We start from the raw sequence: 23,926 nt of genomic DNA, 5'->3' as shown, positions 1-23,926 counted from the left end.
ATGTGCGACAGCCCCGGAGGCGTACCGGCGTGCCAGGTTGTCGTCATGCACCGTCGTATCTGGACAGTTCTCGCCGTTCTGCTGTTGCCTCTCGCCGGTCTGGCCCCGGCCGCGCCCGCGCATGCGGCCGTCACCCCGGTGGCGAAGGTGAACTTCCAGCCGGCCGGGTCGCCGGTGCCGAGTGGCTGGACCGCGGACACCGGTGCCGCGTTCGACGCCGCCCGCGGCTCCGGCTGGGTGCGGCAGGACAGCCTGTCCGGTACCCGGGTGCCGCTCGACCTCACCGCCAACACCCGCGACCGGGCCCGGGCCGGCATCGACGCCCGGCTCAACACGCTGATCCATCTCCAGTACGGCGACGTCGGCGGCACCGGCGGGGTCCTCGTCCCCGGCGCCTGGGAGTACACCGTGCCGGCCGGGCAGTACCAGGTGACCGTGTCCGTGGGGGACCGGCCGGCGTACAACAGCAGCCACCGGGTCCGGGTGGAGGGGGCCGCCGCGATCACCGGCTTCGTGTCGACCGCGGACGCCGAGTACCGGCAGGCCACGGTGACCGTGCCGGTGACCGATGGGCGGCTGACCGTGGACGCCACCGGCGGCACCAACACCAAGCTGAACTACGTCGAGATCGCCCGGGTCACCGCGGACCCGCCGTTCGAGCTGCGGGTCAACTTCTCCGACGCGGCGACCGCGCCGCCCACCGGCTACCTGCGGGACTCCGGCGGGGCGTACTCGGCGGCCCGCGGCTACGGCTGGGTCGACCTCGGTGAACGTACCCCGGTCGACCTCACCGGCAACGGCCGCAACCGGACCACCTCGGGGCAGGCCGACGTGCGGCTCGCCACCTTCATGCACGCGCAGCTGCCGGCCGGCTCGCCCGGGGTGACCACCCCCGGCGCCTGGGAGGCCGCGGTGCCGAACGGCCTGTACCGGGTCACCGTCGCGGTGGGCGACGCGGGCACCGCCACGAACAGCGCGCACTGGGCGAGCGTCGAGGACCAGAACGCGGTCGCCGCGTTCGTGCCCACCGCGTCGGTCCGGCACGCCACCGTCACCCGGACCGTGCGGGTCACCGACGGCAAGCTGACGCTGAGCCCGGCCGGTGGCACCAACACCAAGTTCCACTACATCGACATCGCATCGGTCCCGGGGGCGGAGACCATCCCGGCGGTACGGGCCGGCGCCCCGGCCAACGGCGCCACCGGCGTCTCCACCACCACCAGCGTGGTCGCCGACCTGGTGCTGCCCAACGGCGGCGTGGCGCCCGGCTCGCTGACCGCGTCGACGGTGACGCTGACCCGGCTCACCGACGGCGCCGCCGTGCCGGCCAACCGGCTGACCAGCGGCGGAGGCGACGTCGTCAACCTCTCGCCGACCGCGGCGCTGGCGGCGAACACCGCGTACCGGTTCACCCTCACCAGCGGGGTCACCGACGTCACCGGGGCCGCGTTCGCGCCGTACTCGATGGTCTTCACCACCGGCAGCGGCCCCGGCCCCGGCGGGCCGGTCGCGTTCGAGAAGACCGTCGGGGTGGCCACCGGCGCCGCCTTCACGACCGTGCTGAAGGGGCCCGACGGGCGGCTCTACGCGGGCACGCTGGACGGGCGGATCTTCCGGTTCCCGATCAACGCGGGTGGCACGCTGGGCACCCCGGCCGTGATCACCACGGTCCGCGACAACGCGGCCGCGCTCGGGCTGCCCGGCGCACCGGCCCGCACGGTCATCGGGATGGCGTTCGACCCGGCGTCGACCGCGGCCGCGCCGGTCCTCTGGATCACCGACAACTACCAGTACACCGGCACCGCGAACGTGCCCGACTGGACCGGCCGGGTGGGCCGGCTCAGCGGACCCGACCTCGGCACCTACACCCAGGTCCTGGTGGGGCTGCCGCGCTCGGTCAAGGACCACGAGACGAACTCGCTGGCGTTCGGCCCGGACGGGGCGATCTACCTGAGCCAGGGCTCCAACAACGCGATGGGCGCCCCCGACTCGACCTGGGCCAACCGGCCGGAACGGCGGCTCAGCGCGGCGGTGCTCCGCCTCGACCCGGCCCGGCTGCCCGCCACGCTGCCGCTGAACGTCAAGACCGAGGACGGCGGCAGCTACGACCCGTACGCCGCCGGTGCCGCGCTCACCCTGCACGCGACCGGTGTCCGCAACGCCTTCGACCTGGTGTGGCACCGCAACGGGCACCTGTACGCGCCGACCAACGGCTCGGCCGCGGGCGGCAACACCCCGGCGACCCCGAACCCGCTGCCCGCCGCCTGTACCCGCCGGGGCTACACCGGACCGGCCGTGCCCGCGCTGACCGGCGTGCCCACCGCGGAGACCGACTACGTCTTCGACGTCCGGCCGGGCCGGTACTACGGCCACCCCAACCCGGGCCGGTGCGAGTGGGTGCTGGCCGGCGGCAACCCGACCGCCGGGACGGACCCGTTCGAGGTCCCGGCATACCCGGTGGGCACCCTGCCCGACGTCGCCTTCGACCTGGCCGGCACGTACGACGCCGGGCTGCACGCCTCCGCCAACGGGGTGATCGAGTACCGCGGCTCCGCGTTCGGCGGCGCGCTGGACGGCAAGCTGCTGGTGGTGCGCTACTCGGCCGGCCAGGACATCCAGACGTTCGACGTGGCCGCGTCCGGCGCGCTGTCGAACCGGACCACCGGCCTGACCGGGCTCACCGGCTTCAGCCAGCCGCTCGACGTCACCGAGGACCTGGCCACCGGATACCTGTACGTGACCGAACTCGGTGCGAACCGGATCACGCTGCTGAAGCCGCGATGAACGGTGCGATGCAGGGCCGATGAACGCGGTACGGCACGGTTGCGCGGTTGGCCGAACCTAAGTGGGGTCGCGTGACAGTGGACACCAGCCGGCCGGGCCGCCGTCTCGGCGTCTCGCTGCGGGTTCTGCGGCTCGTCTGGTCGGTCAGTCCGCCGACCGTCGGCGCCGTCGTGCTGCTCACGGTCGTGGCCGGGCTGCTGCCCGCGTACCAGGTGCAGCTCACCGCCGCCGCCGTGCAGGCGGTGGCGGACGCGATCACCGCCGGCGGGTCCGAGGCCGCGGTGGACCGGGCGCTGCGCGCCGGCCTGATGCTGGCGGCGCTGTCCGTGGGCTCCACCGTGCTGGGTTCGGTCCAGGGGTACGCCCAGGCGATTTTGCAGATCCACCTGGCCAACCGGATGAACGAGCGGATCCTGAGCAAGGCCGTGGCGCTCGACCTGCAGCACTTCGAGAACGACCAGTACTACGACAGCCTGCAGCGCGCCAGCCGGGAGGCGGGCGTCCGGCCGTACCAGATCTTCTCCAGCCTGATCGGGGCCGGCGGCACCGTCGTCACCCTGGTCTCCATGCTGGCCGTGCTGTTCTCCTGGGATCCGGTGCTGGGCCTGTGCCTGCTGGCCTCGCCGATCCCGGCGCTGGTGGCGAACCTGGTGTTCGGCCGCAGGAGTTTCCGGATCGAGCACCAGCGCGCCGCCGAACGCCGCCGGATCGGCTACCTGCAGCAGCTGATGACCAGCGACAAGGCGTTCAAGGAGATCCGCCTGCTGCAGCTCGAGCCGCTGTTCATGGTCCGGTACCGCGCGGCCATCTCCCGCTTCTTCACGGTGGACCGCGGCCTGATCCGCCGGCAGACCCTGGTCAACCTGCCGCTCACGCTGCTCAGCGTGGCGGTGTCCGCGGGCGCCGTGCTGTACGCCATGGTGGCCACCATCTCGGTCGGCCTGGTCGGGCAGTTCACCGGCTTCGTCCAGGCGGTCGGCCGGGTGCAGACCTCGGCGAACGTGCTGGTCGCCACGATCGGCCAGCTGTACAAGGACGCGCTGTTCGTGGGGAACCTGTTCGAGTTCCTGGAACTGCCCGAGTCGCAGATCGTCGGCGGGTCCCGCCCGTTCCCGCGGCGGCTGGTCCACGGCATCGAGTTCCGCGACGTCACGTTCGTCTACCCGGGCACCACCCGGGTCGCGCTGGACCGGCTCTCCTGCGTGATTCCGGCCGGGAAGTGCGTCGCGGTGGTGGGTGCCAACGGAGCCGGCAAGACCACCCTGGTCAAGCTGCTCGCCCGGCTGTACGAGCCGACCGCCGGCCAGATCCTGGTCGACGGCGCGCCGATCGAGGAGTACGACCTGGCCGGTCTGCGGCGCAGCATCGGCGTCATCTTCCAGGACTTCGTGAAGTACGAGCTGAGCGTGCTGGAGAACATCGGCTTCGGCAGCATCGCGGACATGCGCGACCGGGACCGGGTGCGGCTGGCCGCCGAGCAGAGCCGGGCCGCGGACTTCATCGACCGGCTGCCCGACGGGTACGACACCACGCTGGGCCGGATGTTCGCCAACGGCCACCAGCTCTCCGGCGGGCAGTGGCAGAAGATCGCGCTGGCCCGGGCGTTCATGCGCCAGGCCCCGCTGGTCGTGCTGGACGAGCCGACCGCGGCGATCGACGCGGAGGCCGAGGCGGAGATCTTCGGCCGGCTGCGGGAGATCGCGCACAACGCCACCGCGCTGCTGATCGCCCACCGGTTCTCCACGGTGCGGCTGGCCGACCACATCGTGGTGCTGGACCAGGGCCGGCTGATCGAGGAGGGCAGCCACGAGGAACTGCTGCTCGCCGAGGGAACCTACGCCCGGCTGTTCATGCTGCAGGCGACCGGCTACCTGGAGGGCGTGGAGACCGGCGGGTGGGACGGCGGGAGCGGGCACCGGGCCCGGCATGCGCAGGGCCCGGACGAGACGGTGCTGGGCCCGCGGCTACCGGTCGGACCGGTACCCGCCGGCCCGCGGACCTCCGCACCGCGCCTCGACGGGCACGGCCCGAAGGGACTCCGCACGAACGGGCACGGCACGAATGGGTACGGAATGAACGGTCACCACGGTGCGGAATCGGTTCCGCGGCCCCGGCATGCGAGCCCGGACGAGGATGAGTGGCCATATCGGACGGACCCGGTCTACCGGTCGGACGGCCAGTATTACCGTCGTTACCGGACAGATCCGCTCAATGGCGAGGACCGCCCCTGACCTGCGCGCACACTACTTGCCGGTACGGTGTCCGGTGCCGATAATCGCCCCCGGCATTGAACCCGCCCGCGGCCTTTCCCGTACACCTTGGGGAGTGGCCGACGTCGATCGGCTCTGGAGGGGGTCCAGAGTCGCCGGTGGCCGCTGTGGGGGAAGGACACCTCGTGTTTTTCGGCATTCTGGGTCCGCTCGAGATCCGGACGGAGGCCGGCCCGGTGCGGCTGGCCGGTCAGCGCCGGCAGCGCATCCTCGCCGCGCTGCTGATCAACGACGGCCGGGCGCTGTCGCTGGACTACCTGCTGGACGCCGTGTGGGGGGCCGACCCGCCGGCAACGGCGAAGCGGCAGCTGCAGAACTCCGTCTCCGACCTGCGCCGGCAGCTCGCCGCCGCGGAACCGGACCCGCTCATCGTGGCCGACGGGCCCGGCTACCGCATCCACCTGGCCCCGGACCGGTTCGACCGGCACGCCTTCGAGGCGGCCACCGCCGCGGCCACCCGGCTGGTGGCGGCGGACCGGCCGGACCGGGCGGCCGCCGAACTCCGCCGCGGCCTCGGCCTCTGGCGCGGGCCCAGCCTGGCCGGTCTCACCGGGGAGATCATCGAGTCCAGTGCCGCCCGCCTGGACGAGCAGCGGCTGGCGGCCACCGAGCAGTGCCTGGACCTGGAGCTGCGGCTGGGCCGGCACGCGCAGCTGGTACCGGAACTGATGGACCTGGTGGCCGCGAATCCCGGCCGGGAGCGGCTGATCGGCCAGCTCATGCTGGCGCTGTACCGGTCCGGCCGGAAGGCCGACGCGCTGGACGTCTACCGCCGGATGCGCGCCCGGCTGGCCGACGACCTCGGCATCGATCCCGGCCCCGACCTGCAGGAGGTGCACACCGCGGTGCTGCAGGACAGCACCGGCGCCGTGCTCCGCCCGTGGTCCGGGCCGCCGTCCGTCGCCGCCGCCGCGGAACGCCCGCCCGCGGCCCGGCCGGAGCCGGACGGCCCACCGGCCGGCAGCCCGCCGCCGTCCCAGCTGCCCGCGGACGTCGCCGCCTTCACCGGCCGCGGTGACGCCCTGGCCCAGCTGGACGCGCTGCTGCCGGCGGCGACCGGTGCGCCGGCCACCGCGATGGCGGTCGGCCTGATCACCGGTACCGCGGGCGTGGGCAAGACCGCCCTCGCCGTGCACTGGGCACACCGCGCGCGGGCCCACTTCCCGGACGGGCAGCTGTACCTCAACCTGCGCGGGCACGCCGCCGAGCAGCCGCTGGACCCGGCCGAGGCGCTGGTCCGGTTCCTGCTCGCGCTCGGCTGCCCGGCGCCGCGGATCCCGGCGGACCCGGAGCACGCCGCCGAGATCTACCGCAGCCTGCTCGCCGACCGGCGGGTGCTGGTCGTGCTGGACAACGCGTACACCCCGGACCAGGTCCGGCCGCTGCTCCCGGGCAGCCCCGGCTGCCTGGTCCTGATCACCAGCCGCAGCCGGCTCGGCGGCCTGGTGGCCCGGGACGGCGCCGCGCCGGTGGTGCTCGACGGACTCGGCGACGACGAGGCCGGTGCCCTGCTGGAGCGGCTGCTCGGCAGCCGCCGGGTGGCGGCCGAGCCGGAGGCCACCCGGCAGCTGGCCGGGCTGTGCGGACGGATCCCGCTCGCGCTGCGGATCGCCGCGGCGAACCTGAGCTGCCGGCCGTGGGACGGCATCGGCAACCAGGTGGAGCGCCTGCGGGACGGGGACCGGCTGGCCGCCCTCGCCGTCACCGGCGACGAGCACGCCGCCGTACGCAACACGTTCGACCTGTCCTACGACCGGCTGGGCGCGGACTCGCGGCGGATGTTCCGGCTGCTCGGCCTGGTGCCCGGCACCGACGTCACGGCCGTCGCCGCCGCGGCGCTGGGCGGCACCACGGTCGCCCAGGCGGCGGCCCAGCTGGAGATCCTGGCCGGGGCGCACCTGCTGCACGAGCAGACCCCGGGCCGGTACCTGTGCCACGACCTGCTCCGGTTGTACGCCGCCGAACGGGCCGTCGCCGACGAGTCCGGCCCCGACCGCCGGGCCGCGGTGGCCCGGCTGGGCGGGTGGTACCTGCGTGCCGTGGCCGAGGCGGCCCGGACCGTCTACCCGCAGCGGCTGCGCCTGCCCGACCTGCCGGACGGCGCGCTCGGCCACCCGGGCGCGCCGGAACCGGCGGAGCTGCCCCGGTTCGGCTCCGCCGCCGCGGCCCTGAGCTGGCTGGACGCCGAGCGGGTCAACCTGGTCGGGGTGGTCACGCACGCCGCGGAACACGGACCCCGGCCGGTGGCCTGGGGGCTGGCGGACGCGCTCCGCGGATACTTCTGGCTGAACATGTCCACCCCGGACTGGCTCACCGTCGGCCGGGCCGGCGTGGCCGCGGCGGCCGCGGACGACCACCCGATGGCGGTGGCCGCCGCGCACTTCAACCTGGCCGACGCGCTCAGCCGGCAGAGCCACTACACCGAGGCGCTCGCGCACTACCGGACCGTGCTGGCGGCCGGGCGGCGGGCCGGCTGGCCGGAGGTGCAGGCGGTGGCCGGCGGCAGCCTCGGGGTGGCGTACCGCAACGCCGGTCAGCCCGTCGAGGCGGAGCGCTGCCTGACCACCGCGCTCGAGGTGGCCCGGCGGATCGGCGACCGCTACATCGAGGGTGTGCTGCTCGGCCGGCTCGGCGACGTCTACCGGGAACTGGGCCTGCTGGACCACAGCGTGCGGGCGCTGGAGTCGGCGGAGCGGATCCTCGCCGAGTGCGGCAACCGGCACGGCCGGGCGGTGATGTGGGTCTGCCTCGGGCACACGTACCACGCCAAGGGGATGCTGGACGCCGCCGCCGCCCGGCTCACCGACGCCGTCGCCGTCATGCGCGAGCTGGGCGACCGCAGCGGGGAGAGCGAGGTGCTGCCCCGGCTCGCGGCGGTGGAGCGCGACCGGGGCCGGACCGAGCTCGCCGCCCGGCTGGCCACCGGTGCCCTGGAACTCGGCCGGACGATCAACGACCGGCGGGCGGTGGCCGGCGCGCACAACGTCCTCGCCGCCGTGCACCAGCGGGCCGGCCGGACCGCGGAGGCGATCGCCGAGTACGTCACGGTCATCCGGCTCACCTGGGACAGCCACGACCGGTACCCGCAGGTCGAGGCGCTGCTCGGGCTCGCCGAGGTGCACCGTGGCCTGGCCCGTCCGCGGGAGACGGTGGCGGGCGCCATGACCGCGCTGGCGCTGGCCCGCAAGTCCGGCTACCGCCTGCTGGAGGAACGCGCCGGGCGCATCCTGGTCGACTACGTGCGGCTGCCGGACGGGCGGGCCCTGGCCACCGCGGCCGGACGATGAACCCGGTGATGCCGCGGCGATGAACACCACGGACGATCCTGGGCCGGTCCCTACGCCGGTCAAGGAGTTGTCCGCTGGTGCCCACCTCGAAGATCGCCTCCGCCGGCCCGGCCGGCCTGCCGCTGCCGCAGTTCCTGCGGGAGTGCGCCCGGGCCGCCGCCGATGACGGCACCGCACCGGACGACGGGGACCTGGCCCGGGCGTGCCGGGTGTTCGTCGACGCCGGGCTGGCCGGCCTGCGCCGGGACCGCGACGCCACGGACTGGCTGCAGTACGACCTGTCGTTCGGGCCGGGCGGGCGGCATCCGGTCTACCCGGCCCTGCTCGCCGCGGTCCGGGACCTGCTCGCCGCGGACCGGATCGACGACTTCTTCTTCATGCACAAGCCGCCCGGTCTGCGGGTCCGGTTCCACCCGGCGCCCGGCACCCGGCCGGCGGTGGCCGACGCGGTCCGCCGGCACGTGCTCGACTGGCAGGGCGCCGGCCTGATCCGGGACTGGCGGCCCGCCTGTTACGAGCCGGAGGTGCGGCTGTTCGGCGGCCCGGTGTCGATGCGCAGCGTGCACCGGATGTTCACCGCGGACTCGCTGGTCTGGCTGGCGTACCACGGCACGGCCGCCGCCCCGGGCGGCTCGCCGGGCCCGGACTGGGCGCTGTCGCTGCTGATGCTGCGTACCGCGTTCGACGCGCTGCGGATCGTCGGGTGGGAGGACCTGGACGTCTGGGACCGGGTGCGCTGGCAGACCGGGCGCCGCCTCGGCCCCGACGTCACCGGCCGGCTGGACCTGGAGCCGCTCACCGCGACGCTGCGCGCCGGCTGGGTCGCCACCGGCCAGATGCTCGGGCTGGTCCGCCCGGAACTGCGGCAGGCGGTGGCCGACTACCGCGCGACGGTGGCCGCCGAGGGGGACCGGTGGCTGCGCGAGTACTTCCACACGGACGCGGCCGAACTCGGCCCCCGCGCGGCCCTGGCCTACCTGATCATCTTCCACTGGAACCGGGCCGCCCTGCCGATCACCCGGCAGAGCGTGCTCACCGAGGCGATGGCCGCGCACTCCGCCCGGCCCGCGCGGTGACCGGCCCGCACGCCGGCGACCGGGTCCGGGCCGCGGAGCAGGCCGGCGCGCTCCTCGCCGAGGTCGAGGAGCGACTGCGGGCGGACGGCGCCGACGGCGGCGTCCCGGCCGGCTGGTCCGCACCCACCGCGGCGCTGCCGAGCGCCCTCGTGGTGATCGTCGACCCCGAATAGCAACGAGAGGCGGTACCCGTGTCCCTTCGAGACACCGCACCGAACACGGCGGCGGTCCTGGACGCGGCGGGCGCGGTGCTGGACGCGTACACCGCGCGGTCCGGTCCCGGCGGCGGGCCGTTCGAGGACCCGGGCGTGCTGCTGGTCGCCGCGATGGTGGCCGACGCCGGGCCGCCCGGCGCACCGCGGCCGGTCCCGGCGGCGGTCCGCGCCTGGCTCGCCCGGTGCCGCGGCGGTGCCGGGCGGCTCGGCGTCAACGGCGGCGGCATGGCCGGTTTCGTGCTCGCCCTCACCCGGGCGTCCGGCACCTGGCCGGAACTCGCGCCCACCGCGGCGACGATGCGGGCCCGGCTGGCCGCCGCGGCGGCCGGCGCGTCCTGGCGGCGCGACCGGGTGGGCTGGGACGACTACGACCTGATCAGCGGACCGTCCGGCACCCTGGCGGTCCTGGCCGGCGACCCGGCCGGTGACCCCGCCGACGGCGCGCCGATCGTCGCCCACCTCACCGCGCTGTGCGGCACACCGGACCTGGCCGGCCTGCGGGTCGGGCAGTACCGGGACGACGTCCTGCGCGCCTTCAACGTCGGCCGGGTCAACGCCGGCATCGGGCACGGCGCACCCGGGGTCGCGGTCGGCCTGCGGGCCGCGGCCGACGCCGGGGCGCTGCCCGCGGCCGGGTACGCCGCCCTGCGCCGGGTCACCGACTGGCTGGTCGCGCAGTCGTACGTGGACGGCCGCGGCGTGCGGAGCTGGCCGTCCACCGGCCGGGCCGTCCACCGCCCGGTCCCCGGGCCCACCCGGCACGTGTCCCGCCGGCAGGCCTGGTGCTACGGCAATCCGGGCATCGCCTGGGCGCTCTGGGAAGCGGCGCGGGTGCTGGACGATCCCGGCCTGTCCGCCTTCGCGGCCGACGCCGCCGGATCGTTCCTGACCGGCTACGACGACGACGTCCACCTGGACGAGCAGTACCCGGACCGGGTGGGCGTCTGCCACGGCGCGGCCGGCCTGCTGCTGGTGATGGACGCCTTCGACCGGTACGCCCGGCTACCCGGTGCCGGACCGCTCCGCGACCACCTGGCGGGGGTGCTGGAGGCCCGGCTGGACCGGCTGGTCCGCGGCCCGGACACCGACCTGAGCCTGCTGGCCGGCGCCGCCGGCGTGGTGGCCGCGCTGCTCAGCCTCGACGGGACCGGCGACCGCCGCTGGCTGTCCGCGTTCGGGCTGCGGTAGGGCCGGGCCGATGAACGGCACGGTGCCGCCGCGATGCAGGCATCGGCGAGATTGGTCGGGCGCCGGATCGCCGGCGCGGACAGAGGAGCAGTCGTGACCATCTTCTTGCCGGTCGACCATCCGGCGGCGAGCCGGGCCGCCGCCCGCACGGACGGACTCCCGGCCGCGCCACGCACCGGCGGGCTCGCCCTGCTGCGCGTCGCCGGCCTGCCGATCCGGCACTGGCTGGCCGGCGCCTCGCCCGACCTCTTCGCGCTGCTGCGCGAACTGCGGCGGGCCCGCGCCGGGTACGCCGGCCTCGGCGGCACCCTCGCCGAGCGGATCGGCACCGAGCTGGTCCCGGACCCACGGCTGACCGCCGCGCAGCGACGGTGGGCGCTGGCGCTGCGCCGCAAGCTGCACAACGGCACGCCCGCGACGCCGGGCGAGTGCGTACGGCTGGCCGAGGTGGCCCGCTCGGTGGAGGCCGGCGGCGCCCTGGCGGACCGGCTGACCGAGGTGGCCGGGCTCGGGCACCGGATCGGCGACCTGGAGGTACGCGCCGAGCAGCTGCTGGCGGACGAGCGGGAGAGGCTGCTCGCCCTGCCGTGGCGCCTGCTCACCGAGGATCCGGTGGGGCGCCGGGCGATCGCCGACGGTGTGCTGGCGCCGGCCGAGGACATCCGGCGCCGCCTCGCCCGGGGCGAGCCCTGGACCACCAAGCGGATGCGGCGGCGCAGCGCGTACCTGTGGCGGATGATCGCCCGGGGAACGGTCAAGACCACGCCCCGGACCTGGCTCTGCCAGGTCGCGCTCGCCCCGGTCCGGGACGGCGGGCCGCCGCACCTGGTCCTGCCGGAGCTGGCCGACAGGTTCGCGGTCGAGCGGGTGGAGAACGTGGCCGTGCCGCGCCGGGAACTCGCGCTCGGCGCGGAACTGACCGCGGACACCGGCGTCGCGGTCACCCCGCTGCGCCGCGTCGAGCGTGACCACCTGCGGCTGTGGACCGTCGACCCGGCGAACGTCAACCGGCTGCGCAGCATCACGGTGCGGCGGACCGGCCCGCTCACCGCGATCACCGAGGCGCTGCACGGCGGGGTCCGCACGGTCGGCGACGTCACCGCGTCCCTGCTGGGTCCGGACGCGGCGGCGGAGGACACCGAGAAGGTTCGCGGCCTTCTCGGTGTCCTCGCCATGATGGGCGTGATCGAGCCGTGCACCCCGCCGCGCCGGCGGCGGACCGGCTGGCGGGCCGTGACGGGCACCGCGGCTTCGGTGGGCGCCGCGGCCCCGGTGGGCGCCGGCGTCGAGGAGTACGTCGACGTGTACCGGGTCGCCGACGGCGCGGTGCCCGGCCCGGGGGTGCGGGCCGTCGAGGGGGCGGTCCGGCAGGTGCTGCGGATCGTGGAGCTGGCGTGCGCGGACCGGCCGGCCGGCCGGTCACCGGTCCTGGACCGGCTCGACGCCGCGCCGCGCCCGGTGCTCGACCTGCTCGGCGACCGGCTGTCCGAGGCCGCCGCCGGGGACGGGACCACCCCGGTCCGGCACGCCGGGCGCCCGTCGCACCCGTCCTCCGGATGGCAGCCGCCGCGTACCCCCGGCTCCGGCTACGACCGGCTGGTCCGCTGGATCGACGACCACGCCGCGGCCGGGCCCGGCGGGCCGGTGCTGCGGCTGACCCCGGGGCTGCTGGACGGGCTGGGCGCGCCGCCGGTGGATCTCGACTGGCCGGTGGACTGCGTGGTCCGGCCGACCGCCTCGGGACGCCAGGCCGTGCTGGACATCATCCGGCCGGCCGGGGTGCTGGACGCGCGGTTCACCCAGGCGATCGAGGCGCTGCACGGCCCGCAGGCGCACGTGGCGGCGTACCGGTCCTTCCTGGACGAACTGGACCGGCGCACCGGTGTCACCTCGGTGGAGCTGATGGTGCCGCCGCTGTGGCACGTCGCCGCGAACGCGGTCCGCCGGCCGCGGTACACCGGGGTCTGGACCGGCGACCCGGATCTGGCCGCGTACTGCGAGCCGGCGCCGGACGACCCGCCGCGGTTCCTCCCGCTGACCGAGCTGACCGCGCGCCGCGACGGCGACTCGGTGGTGCTGGAACACCACGGCCGCCCGGTCCGGCTGCTCTACCACAGCATGCGGTCGCCGCTCTGGCCGTGGAACCTGCTGATGGAGCTGATCCGGCACGACCCGGCGACGCGGCTGCTGAGCCAGGCCCGGATGCGCCTGCCGTTGCTGGCGCTGCCGCACCGCGGCTTCCTGCCCCGGATGACGGTCGGCGACCTGCTGGTGCTGTCGCCCGCCCAGTGGCGGCTGCCCGCGGCGGAGTTCTGGTCCCCGGACGCCGCCACCGACCTGGCGAAGCTGACCGCGCTGACCCGGCTGCGCGAGGAGTTCCGGCTGCCCCGCTGGGTGGCGGTGTACAGCCGCGGGCCGTACAGCAAGCCGTACGTGTGCGACCTGGAGAGCCTGGCCGCCGTCGAGGTGGTCGAGCGGGCGCTCAACCCGGTCACCGGCCCGGCCGACCGGCCGTTCGACGTCTTCGTCGAGGAGATGCTGCCGGCGCCCGGCGAGGTGCCCGTCGCCGACCGGGCCGGCCGGACCGGCGAGCGCAGCGCCGCCGAGGTGATGCTCCGCCTGCCCCTGGCGACGACGCCCGCCGAACTCGCCGCCCGGGCGGCGGTCGCGGCGCGCACCGCCCCGAAGCTCCGATGAGCGCCACGAACCCGCCACCCGGCGGCGCCGTGCGCGCATCGGGCCACCCCGCACGAGGGTGGCGACCATGGCCGGGTCGACCGACCCGGCCGGTACCGATCACAGGAAGTGGACCATGACACAACCCCGAGCTCAATTCGACGGCCGGCTGACCGACATGATCAGCGACATGGAGTACCGCGTGATCACGTCGGAGAACGAGCGTCCGTTCCCGATCACCGGCGTCACGGAGGGTTGCACCACCACCTGCGTCAGCTGCGACACCTGCACCTGCACCTGCATCGCCTGCGACGAGGGTGGCTTCGACACCCCGATCCGGGGCGGCGGGCTCGACGTGGGGCGTGGCGGCGCCATCAACCCCGGCGGATTCTGATCGGCGGCAGCTGACCGGAACGCGGTACGTGCGCGGGCTCGCCGAGCCCGCGCACGTGTCGTTCTTCCCGGCCCGGTGCGCCGGCCGTGCAACATCGATGCGGATTACATGAAGACCTCGGCGAGGGTGAGGCCAGCAGCCCGACCGAGGAAGGGGCGCGATGTCCACCTGGCTTCGTCGCAACGATCTGGTGATCGGCGTGGCGCCGGATGCCGCGTGCTGGCGGGTGGTCCCGGCGGTCTGCCGTGGTGGTGCGCTCGGCGTGCTGCCGCTGGACGGCCCGCCCGGGCGCGCCCGGGCGGCGCTCGCCGACGCCGGCCGGACCGTCGCGGGGGAGTTCGGGGTGCGCGTGCCGGCCGGCTGCCGGCTGCGCCCCGCGGACCTGCCGGACCAGGTGCGCACCGTCGTGCTCGACGTCGCCACCCTCGCCGGCCTGCCGGCCTGGGCCCCGGCGGACGAGCCGGGACGCCGGTTCCTGCTCGAGGTCACGTCCGCCGACGAGGCGCGGCGCGCCCGGGACGCCGGGGCGGCCGGCCTGATCGCCAAGGGCGCCGAGGCCGGCGGCCGGATCGGCGAGCTGACCAGTTTCGTGCTGCTGCAACAGCTGCTCGCCGGGACCGGGCCGGACGTCCCGGTCTGGTCCGCGGGCGGCCTGGGACTGCACACCGCCGCCGCGGCGGTCGCCGGTGGCGCGGCCGGGATCGTGCTGGACAGCCAGCTCAGCCTGGTGGCCGAGAGTGAACTGCCGTACGAGGTGGCGGCGGCGATCCGGGCGATGGACGGCACCGAGACCGCGATCGTCGACGGGCACCGCGTCTACACCCGGCCGGACCTTCCGCCGACCCGGGGCACCCGGTCCCGGACGGTCCGCCCGGGCTGGCGGGACCTGCGTACCGGGGTGGTCCCGGTGGGTTCCGACGGCGCGTCCGCCGGGCCGCTGGCGGACCGCTATCGGGGGGCGGCGGCGGTGGTGCGGGCCTTCCGCGACGCGATATGCGACCACCTGTCCGTCGCGCTGGCGGCGCGACCGCTGGCGGCCGGCCGGGGACTGGCCGGAGGGGAACTGGCCGGGCGGCCCGGCGGACTGCCGGTCGCCCAGGGCCCGATGACCCGGGTCAGCGACCGCGCGGCGTTCGCCCGGTCCGTGGCGGCCGCCGGCGGCCTGCCGTTCCTCGCGCTGGCCCGGATGGACGGCGACGAGACCCGGCGGCTGCTCGCGGACACCGCGCGGCAGCTCGGTGACCTGCCGTGGGGCGTCGGCATCCTGGGCTTCGCCCCGCCGGAGATCCGGGCCGCCCAGCTCGCCGCGATCGCCCAGGTCCGGCCGCCGTGCGCGCTGATCGCCGGCGGACGCCCGGACCAGGCGGATCCGCTGGAGGCGCTGGGCGTCGCCACCTACCTGCACGCGCCGTCGCCGGGCCTGCTCGACCAGTACCTGCGGCACGGCGCCCGCCGGTTCGTCTTCGAGGGCTCCGAATGCGGCGGGCACGTCGGGCCACGGGGCAGCTTCGCGCTCTGGGACGCGCAGGTGGAGCGGCTGCTGGCGTTCGCCGGGCGGGACCGGCGGGACCTGGCCGGCGTCGAGGTGCTGTTCGCCGGCGGCATCCACGACGAACGCTCCGCGGCCATGGTGGCCACGCTCGCCGCCCCGCTGGCCGACCGCGGCGCGTCCGTCGGCGTGCTGATGGGCACCGCCTACCTGTTCACCGACGAGGCGGTGGCGGACGGTGCGATCGTCGCGGGGTACCGGCAGGCGGCGCTGGACTGTGCCGGGACCGCGCTGCTGGTGACCTCGCCCGGCCACGCGATCCGGTGTGCCCGTACCGGCTACACCGAGACCTTCGCCCGTACCCGGCGGGAGTTGCTGGTCACCGGCGGCGACCGGCCGGCCTGGGGCCGGCTGGAACGGCTCAATCTGGGCCGGCTCCGGCTGGCCAGCAAGGGGGTACGCCGGGACGGCGCGCGGCTGCGCGAGGCCGACCCGGCCGAGCAGCGCCGCGACGGCATGTACATGATGGGCGACGTCGCGACCCTGCGCGCGGCGCCGACCACGGTGGACCGCCTGCACCGGCAGGTGACCGGGGGCGCGACGGCGTACCTCGCGGACCGGGCCGCCGAACTGGGCGTCACCGGGCCGGCCCCGGCGGTGGCGGCCGGACCCGCGCCGGTCGACATCGCGATCGTCGGCATGGCGGGCGTCTTTCCCGGCGCCCCCGACACGGCCCGGTTCTGGCGCAACGTGCTGACCGGCACCGACGCGATCACCGAGGTCGACCCGGACCGGTGGAACCCGGCCGTCTACCACCGCCCGGACCGGCCGGCCGGCGAGGCCACCGTCAGTTCCCGGTGGGGCGGGTTCCTGCCCCGGATTCCGTTCGACCCCTTCCGGTACGGCATCCCGCCGGTGTCGCTGGCCAGCATCGACCCCGGCCAGCTGCTGGCCCTCGAGGTGGCCTCCGGTGCCCTCGCCGACGCGGGCTACCACCGGCGGCCGTTCGACCGGTCCCGGACCGGCGTGGTGTTCGCCACCGAGCCGGGCGGATCCGACCTGGTCACCGCCTACCGGCTGCGGGCCATGCTGCCCGGGTACCTCGGGCAGCTCCCGCCGGACCTGGCCGGTCTGCTCCCGCGGCTGACCGAGGACTCGTTCCCGGGCGCGATCGCCAACGTGGTGGCCGGCCGGATCGCCAACCGGCTGGACCTCGGCGGCGCCAACTACACCGTGGCGGCGGCCTGCGCCAGCTCGCTCGCCGCGCTCGACCAGGCCTGCCGGGACCTGCGGAGCGGCGGCAGCGACATGGTCCTGTGCGGCGCGGCCGACCTGCAGAACACCGCGTACGACTACGTCATGTTCACTGCGGTCGGCGCGTTGTCCCCGACCGGGCGCTGCCGCCCGTTCGACTCGTCGGCCGGCGGGACGACGCTCAGCGAGAGCGTGTCCTGCGTGGTCCTGAAGCGGCTGGCGGACGCCGAACGGGACGGCGACCGGATCTACGCGGTGGTCCGGGCGGTCGCCGGATCGAGCGACGGGCGCGCCCTGGGGCTGACCGCGCCCCGCTCGGACGGGCAGCAGCAGGCCCTGGACCGGGCCTACCGCGCCGCCGGAATCTCCCCGGCCGAGGTCGGCATGGTGGAGGCGCACGGCACCGGCACGGTGGTCGGCGACCGGACCGAGCTGCGGACGCTGACCCGGGTGTTCACCGCGGCCGGCGCCGCCACCGGGCAGACCACGCTGGGATCGGTGAAGTCCCAGATCGGCCACACCAAGTGCGCGGCCGGGCTGGCCGGACTGATCAAGGCGGCGTACGCCGTGCACACCGGGGTCCGCCCGCCCACCCTGCACCTGGACCGCCCGAGCGCCGCATGGGACGCCGCGAGCAGCCCGTTCGTCTTCGAGCGGGCACCGCGGCCGTGGCCGGAACGCCCGGCACGGCGGGTCGCGGCGGTGAGCGCGTTCGGCTTCGGCGGCGCCAACTACCACGCCGTGCTGACCGGCCACGACGGCGCGGCGGAACCGGCGCACGGCCTCGACGACTGGCCGGCGGAACTGTTCCTGATCCGCGGGTCCGACCGGGCCGCGGCGGGCCGGCACCTCGCCCGGCTGGCGGCGCTGATCCGCGCGAACGACGCGGCCGGCCGGCCGTGGCGGCTGCGGGACCTGGCCTGGACGACGGCGGCCGGCGTCCGGGACGCGGTGTGGCTGGCGTTCGTCGCCACCGACCTGGACGACCTCGCCCGGCAGGTGCGCGACGCTCCGGCCGTACCCGATGCCGCGGGTGTCCCGGACGGAAAACTCGCCCTGCTCTTCCCCGGCCAGGGCAGCCAGCGGCCCGGCATGCTGGCCGACCTGTTCGTGGCGTTCCCCCGGCTGCGGGACCGGCTGGCCGCGGCGCCCGGGCCGGCCGCGGCGATGTTCCCGCCGGCCGCCTTCGACCCCGGCACCGAGCGCCGCCAGCGGCAGGCCCTCGCGGACACCCGGGTCGCCCAGCCCGCACTGGGCCTCGCCGGGCTGGCCGCCGCGGACCTGCTGGCCGGCCTCGGGGTGCGGCCCGACCTGGTCGCCGGGCACAGCTACGGCGAACTGGTGGCGCTGGCGGTGGCCGGCGCCGTCGACCCGGACCACCTGGTGCCGATGAGCGAGGCCCGGGCGGAGGCGATCCTGGCCGCGGCCGGGGACGCTCCCGGCGCGATGGCCGCGGTGCCGACCGGCCCGGACCGGCTCGCCGGACTGCTCGCCCGGCACCCCGGTCTGGTGGTCGCCAACCACAACGCGCCGGACCAGTGCGTACTCTCCGGCCCGGCCGGGCAGATCGAGGCCGCGGTGGCCGAGTTGTCCGCGGCCGGCACCACGGCGACCCGGCTGGACGTGGCCTGCGCCTTCCACAGCGGGATGCTGGCCGGGGCCCCGGAACGGTTCGCCGCCGCGCTGGCACGGTGGCCGCTGCACGCACCGGCGGTGCCGGTCTGGGGCAACACCGGCGCCGCGCCGTACCCGGACGACCCGGCGGAGATGCGGGCCCTGCTGACCGCCCAGCTCATGGCCCCGGTCCGGTTCACCGAGCAGATCGAGCAGATGTACGCGGCCGGCGCCCGGATCTTCGTCGAGGCCGGGCCGGGCACCGTGCTGACCGGTCTGGTGGACCGGATCCTGGACGGCCGCCCGCACGCGGCGGTGGCGCTCGACCGGCCGGGCCGGCCCGGCCTGCGCCGGCTGCTGGAGGGGCTCGCCCGGCTCGCCGCCGCCGGGGTGCCGGTGGACACCGAACCGTTGTTCGCGGGCCGGGACGTGCGGCTGGTGTCCGCGGAGGACGTGCCCGCCCGTCCCGGGTGGACGGTCGACGGGCAGCTGGTACGGGACGTGGACGGCGGCTACCTGCCGGGCGGGCTCCGGCCGCCGCGCCTGATCGACCCGGCGCCGCCGGTCCCGGCGGCGCCGGCCGGGCGTGACCAAACAGTCGACGGGCGGCAGCAGGCGGTCCTGGCCTACCTGAACGCCACCCGGGACGTGATGCTCGGCTTCCTCGGCGGAGAACCGCCGGCGGCCGCACCTGCCGCCGAACCCATCGCCGCGTCCGCCGCCGAGCCGATGGTCGTGGAGCCGGTGGTCGCGGAGCCGGCCGTTGTGCCGCCCGCACCCGGCCCGGCGGGACCGGATCTCCTGCGTACCGTCCTCGACGTCATCAGCGCGCGCACCGGATACCCGGTCGACATGCTCGAACCCGGCCTGGACCTGGAAGCGGACCTGTCGATCGAGTCGATCAAACGGACCGAGCTGGCCGGTGCGCTGATCGACCGCCTCGGGCTGGACCGGTCGGCGGGCAACGGCCTGATCGGCGACCTGTCCGACGTCCGGACGATCCAGGGCATCGTGGACTGGCTCGGTGGCCACCGCGAGCCCGCGCACCCGGACCTGGACCCGTCCCCGGATCTGGACCTCGCCCCGGATCTGGACCTCGCCCCGGACCTGGACCTCGCCCCGGACCTGGACTCGGACCCGGACCCGGACCCGGACCCGGACTCGGACCCGGACCCGAACCTGGACCGGTACGTGGTCACGGTCGCCCCGTCGCCGCCGGACGCCGCACCGGACCACACGCTCGTCGGCGGTCACGGCTTCGTCATCGTCGACGACGGCCACGGCATTGCCGCCGCCCTCGCCGGCCGCCTGGCCGACGCGGGTGCCCGGGTCCGGCTGGCCCGGCCGGAGGAGCCGTGGCCGGGCGCGGCCGGCGACAGCCTGGTCGACCTGGCCTCCCTGGCCGACCCGGCGGCCGTAGTCGATCCGGCGCCCCGGGGCGGCCCGGACGTGTCCGCCGCGTATGGCCGGGTGCGGTCGGCGGTCCTCGGCGGCGCCCGCTGGGTGCTGGTGGTCACCGGGTCGGCCGGCACCTTCGGGCTCGACTGGGACGGTGACCCGCGAACCGATCCGGCACGCGGGGCGGGCCTGCGCGGCCTGATCCGCGGCATCGCCCGGGAACACCCCGGGCTCGCCGCCCGTGCCGTCGACGTCGACCCCCGGCAGCCGCCCGAGGCGGTCGCCGCCCACCTGGCGGACGAACTCGGCATCCCCGGCGGTCCGCTGGTCGTGGGCCATGACGGCGCCCGCCGCAGCACGCTCGCGGTGGCACCCGCCGGCCGCCCGGGTACGGCCGGCGACGCCTGGGCCGGCACCGGCCTGGGCCCGGAATCGGTGGTGCTGATCACCGGCGGGGCGCGGGGCATCACCGCCGCGGTGGCCACCGCGCTGGCCGAACGGACCGGGTGCCGGCTGGAGGTGGTCGGCCGCACCCCGGCGGCGGACGGCCCGCCCGACCCCGAACTCGGCGCCGCGCCGGACGAACCCGCGGTTCGCCGGATCCTGGTCCGCCGTGGCGGCACCCGGCCGGCTCTGATCAACGCCGAGGCGCGCCGGATCATGGCGCAGCGGGAGATCGCCGCCACGCTCGAACGGCTGGCGGCCACCGCCGGATCGGTCCGCTACACGTCGCTCGACGTCACCGACGCAGCGGCGGTCCGGTCCCTGGTCGCCGACGTCCGGCGCCGGCACGGGCGGCTGGACGCGATCGTGCACGGCGCCGGGGTCCACGAGGACCGGCTGCTGGCCGACCAGGTACCCGGCGCGTTCGACCGGATCTACCGGACCAAGGTGGCCGGTGCCCGCGCGCTGGTCGCCGCGGCCGGCGCCGGCCTGCCGCTGCTGGTGCTGTTCAGCAGCGTCTCCGCGGTGTTCCCCCGGCGCGGCCAGGCCGACTACGCGGCGGCCAACGACGCCCTGGACACGCTGGCGTGGGCGTGGCACGGGCGGGCCGCCCGGCGGGTCCTGGCGATCGGCTGGGGCGCCTGGTCCCCGGCCGCCGGCGGCATGGTGACGCCGGAGATCGCCGCCGACATGGCCCGCGACGGTGTGCGGCTGATCGATCCCGCGGCCGGCGCCGTGGCCTTCGCCGACGAACTCGCCCACGGCCCGGCCGACCGCCGCCAGGTCGGCCTGGTCGCCGCGCCGCTGTCCGCCTTCGGCAACCTCGCCCCGGCACACACCGCGCCGGCCCCGGTTCCCGCGCCCGCCTCGGTCGCCGCGCGCGGCCCGGTCGCCGGACTGCCGTCGGTGGTGCTGTCGTCCGCCGGGCTGCCGTCCGCCGGGCTGCCGTCCGCCGGGTCGTCGTCCGCCGGGCTGCCGTCCGCCGGGTCGTCGTCCGCCGGGTCGTCGTCCGCCGGGCTGCCGTCGGCCGGGCCCGGCCGGATTCGGGTCGTCGAGGGCGGGGGTGAGCGGATCCTGCTCCTCACCGCGCCCACCGTGGCCGGGCTGGCCGCGCTGCTGGGTCCGGACGGGCCCGGCGACGACGCCCTGCTGACCGCGCCGGCCGGGGCAACCGGGCCGTCCGGGCCGTCCGGGCCCAGCTTGACGTGCTCGAACGACAGCTCGCCCGACCCGGAGACCGGCGTCTGCCGGCTGGCCGTCGTCGGCCCCACCGCCCGCCGCCTCGCACTGGCCCGGAACGTGGTGGCGCGGGGGCGGGCCTGGCGCGGCCGGGACGACGTCTGGTTCGCCCCGCGCCCGCTGCTGATCGGACCCGACCGCGGAAAGGTGGCCTGGATGTTTCCCGGATTCGAGGCGGGCGACCTGCCCGACCCGGACGAACTCAGCGCCGGCCTGGGCGTGCCCGCCCCGGTCCGCGCGTCCGCCGAGCCGGGAACGGTCGCCAAGCCGGCGGCGATCCTGAGCACCGGGCAGCACTTCGCGGCGGCGCTCGCCGAGCTGGGCCTGGCGCCGGACCTGCTGTTCGGCCACAGCCTCGGCGAGTGGTCCGCGATGATCAACGCCGGTTACTTCGACGCGGAGCGGTTCATCGGGTTCGTCGCGGCGCAGGGACTGGACGACCCGGACCCGGGCGACGTGGTGTCGGCCGTGGTCGGGTGCGACACCGCCACGGCGTCGGCGGCGGCCGGCCGCGAGGTGGTCGTCTCGCACCAGAACTGCCCACACCAGACCGTCCTGTCCGGGCCCGCGGAGGCGGTCCGCGCCGCCGTCGGTGACCTGCACGGCCGCGGCGTACCGGCGGAGATGACGCCGTTCCGGCACGGCTTCCACACCCCGGCGGCGCAGCGGTACCTGCCGTCGCTGCCGGGTCTGCTGGCCGCGGCGCCGCCCGCGCCACCGCGGCTGCCGGTCTGGTCGGCGGCGACGCTGGAGCCGGTGCCGGACGACCCGGCCGCGGTGGAGAAGGTCGCCGTCCGCCAGATGCTCGACCCGGTGCTCTTCCAGGACCTGGTCGAGCGCCTGTACGACGCCGGGGTGCGGGCCTTCGTCCAGGTCGGCGACGGCAGCCTCACCGGTTTCGTGGCGGACACCCTGGCCGGCTGCGAACACCTCACCGTGGCGGCGCACAGCCGGCCGCGCGGCACGATGGCCCAGCTGCGCCGGTTGACCGCCGGGCTCTGGACGGACGGCCTGGCGCCCCGGTTCGAACGGCTGGCCGACACGGCGGAGCACGGCCCGGGGGAGCACGGCCCGGGGGAGCACGGCACGGCGGGCCGGATCCGGACCACCGTCGAATGCTCCCTCGCGACCATGCCGCACCTGGCCGACCACGCCATCATGCGCCAGCCACCGCACTGGCCCGACCCGTCGGACACGTTCCCCGTGGTGCCGTTGGCCGGCCTGGTCGAGCTGATGTGCGAGGCGGCCCGCGCGCTGTTCCCGGGCCGGGTGGTGGTCGGTGCCGACGACGTCCGTACCCAGCGCTGGCTGGAGGCCGAACCGCCGACCACGGTGACCGTCACCGCCGCGGCGACCGGCCCGGACCGGGCCGCGGTGTCGATCGACGGGTACGCCACCGGCACCGTCCTGGTCGCCTACGACTACCCGCCCGCACCGGCCGGCGCCGATCCGGAGCTGATCGGGCAGCGACCGCCGCCGGTGGCCGCCGACCGGCTGTACGCCGACGGCTGGCTGTTCCACGGCCCCCGGTACGCCGGCATCGCCGCGGTCGAGGCGTTCGCCGACAACGGGGTCCGGGCGGAGCTGTCGGTGCGGCCGGCGCCCGGCGCGGTCCTCGACGGCCTCTGCCAGATGCTGGGCTTCCGCACCCAGCAGTATCCGCTGGAGTCCGGCGGCGGCGGGATTCCGATGCCGGTGGCGATCGGCCGGATCCGCTGGTACGGCCCGCAGCCACCGGAGGGCACCCGGCTGGCCTGCGTGGGCGAGGTCCGCCCGGGCGGCCGCGAGCCCACCGGCGACGCGGTGCTGCGCGGGCCGGACGGCCGGACCTGGGCCACGGTCCGCCGGCTGGCCTACCGGCGCCTCGATCTCGACGAGCGGGCGCGGCGCCACATCTGGGCCGCGCCGGAGCGGATCCGCCTGGCCGAGCCCCGGCCCGGCGGCTGGTTCCTGCTCCGGGACGGCTGGCCGGACCCGGCGGCCCGCGAGTTCGTGATGCGCCGCTACCTCAACGCGGCCGAGCGGGCCGAGTACGCCGCCCGGTCCACTCCGGACCGCCGGTCCTGGCTGCTCGGCCGGATCGTGGTGAAGGACGCGGTACGCGCGTGGCTGGACCGGGCGGGCGGTGGCCCGGTGTACCCGGCCGACGTCACGGTCGGCACGGGCCCGGCCGGCCGGCTCTCGGTGAGCGGTCCGTTCCCGGTGCCGCTGGACGTGTCCCTGGCGCGGGCGGCCACGCTCGCGGTGGCCGTGGTGCGACCGCGCGGACCGGGCGCCGGCCCGGGGATCGGACTCGAACCGGTCGCCGGCGGCGCCGTGGACCCGGCCGACCGCGCGCCGGCCGCCGCGCCGGCCGCGACCACCGCGGACGACGCGCCGACCTGGTCCGCCCGGATCCGGGCGGCCCGGGCCGCCGCCGCGGCGGCCGTCCTCGGGACCCCCGGCGCCAGCTCCACCGGCGTGACGGACCTGGACCGCACCGGCTGCACGGTGACCGGCGGCGGTGCCCGCCTCCGGGTGGTCTTCGACGAGGTGGACGGCTCCGGCGGCCGGTACGTGGTGGCCCGGGTCGAGTCCCCGGACGGAGCGGAGTAGACC

Annotated in this window: 9 protein-coding genes; all 9 read left to right on the top strand. The window is 76.4% G+C overall.

Annotation, left to right across the window (positions count from 1 at the left end; translation table 11 throughout):
* Window positions 1-45: 45 nt before the first annotated feature.
* The 9 genes from LDL48_RS19620 (at window position 46) to LDL48_RS19580 (ending at window position 23,923) form a co-directional block, all read left to right on the top strand.
* Window positions 46-2,784 carry a PQQ-dependent sugar dehydrogenase gene (locus LDL48_RS19620; protein WP_225256612.1) on the top strand — a complete coding sequence of 913 codons (2,739 nt, stop codon included), beginning with the start codon at window positions 46-48 and terminating at the stop codon, window positions 2,782-2,784.
* Between the two features lie 71 nt (window positions 2,785-2,855).
* The gene (locus tag LDL48_RS44555; protein WP_225256611.1) at window positions 2,856-5,015 is read left to right on the top strand and encodes an ABC transporter ATP-binding protein; all 2,160 of its coding nucleotides are present in this window, start codon (window positions 2,856-2,858) and stop codon (window positions 5,013-5,015) included.
* A 164-nt stretch (window positions 5,016-5,179) separates the two neighbouring features.
* Window positions 5,180-8,341, top strand: coding sequence for an AfsR/SARP family transcriptional regulator (locus LDL48_RS19610; RefSeq protein ID WP_225256610.1), 3,162 nt, complete (start codon window positions 5,180-5,182; stop codon window positions 8,339-8,341).
* 77 nt (window positions 8,342-8,418) lie between these two features.
* Entirely contained in the window at window positions 8,419-9,417 is a 999-nt protein-coding gene (locus LDL48_RS19605; protein WP_225256609.1) for a thiopeptide-type bacteriocin biosynthesis protein, read from the top strand.
* Window positions 9,414-9,590, top strand: coding sequence for a hypothetical protein (locus LDL48_RS19600; RefSeq protein ID WP_225256608.1), 177 nt, complete (start codon window positions 9,414-9,416; stop codon window positions 9,588-9,590). Before LDL48_RS19605 ends, LDL48_RS19600 begins: the two co-directional genes overlap by 4 nt.
* An 18-nt stretch (window positions 9,591-9,608) precedes the next feature.
* The gene (locus LDL48_RS19595) at window positions 9,609-10,820 is read left to right on the top strand and encodes a lanthionine synthetase LanC family protein (RefSeq protein ID WP_225256607.1); all 1,212 of its coding nucleotides are present in this window, start codon (window positions 9,609-9,611) and stop codon (window positions 10,818-10,820) included.
* Window positions 10,821-10,913: 93 nt separating this feature from the next.
* Window positions 10,914-13,517 (top strand): lantibiotic dehydratase family protein, encoded by a 2,604-nt coding sequence (locus LDL48_RS19590; protein WP_225256606.1) that lies wholly within the window; start codon window positions 10,914-10,916, stop codon window positions 13,515-13,517.
* 115 nt (window positions 13,518-13,632) lie between these two features.
* Entirely contained in the window at window positions 13,633-13,890 is a 258-nt protein-coding gene (locus LDL48_RS19585; protein ID WP_225256605.1) for a hypothetical protein, read from the top strand.
* 160 nt (window positions 13,891-14,050) lie between these two features.
* A complete protein-coding gene (locus tag LDL48_RS19580; protein ID WP_272493073.1) occupies window positions 14,051-23,923 on the top strand; it encodes a type I polyketide synthase in 9,873 nt (3,290 codons plus the stop codon).
* Window positions 23,924-23,926 lie beyond the last annotated feature (3 nt).

Origin of the sequence: Jidongwangia harbinensis, from assembly GCF_020216025.1 — a bacterium.
In the GTDB taxonomy this organism is placed as follows: domain Bacteria; phylum Actinomycetota; class Actinomycetes; order Mycobacteriales; family Micromonosporaceae; genus Actinoplanes; species Actinoplanes harbinensis.
This window is presented reverse-complemented; position numbering and strand designations above follow the sequence as displayed.

What these genes read in the sequence shown, in the direction of transcription:
- LDL48_RS19620 (WP_225256612.1), top strand. Translation starts at nt 46, where the DNA reads ATGCACCGTCGTATCTGGACAGTTCTCGCCGTTCTGCTGTTGCCTCTC.
- LDL48_RS19585 (WP_225256605.1), top strand. Translation starts at nt 13,633, where the DNA reads ATGACACAACCCCGAGCTCAATTCGACGGCCGGCTGACCGACATGATC.
- LDL48_RS19580 (WP_272493073.1), top strand. Translation starts at nt 14,051, where the DNA reads ATGTCCACCTGGCTTCGTCGCAACGATCTGGTGATCGGCGTGGCGCCG.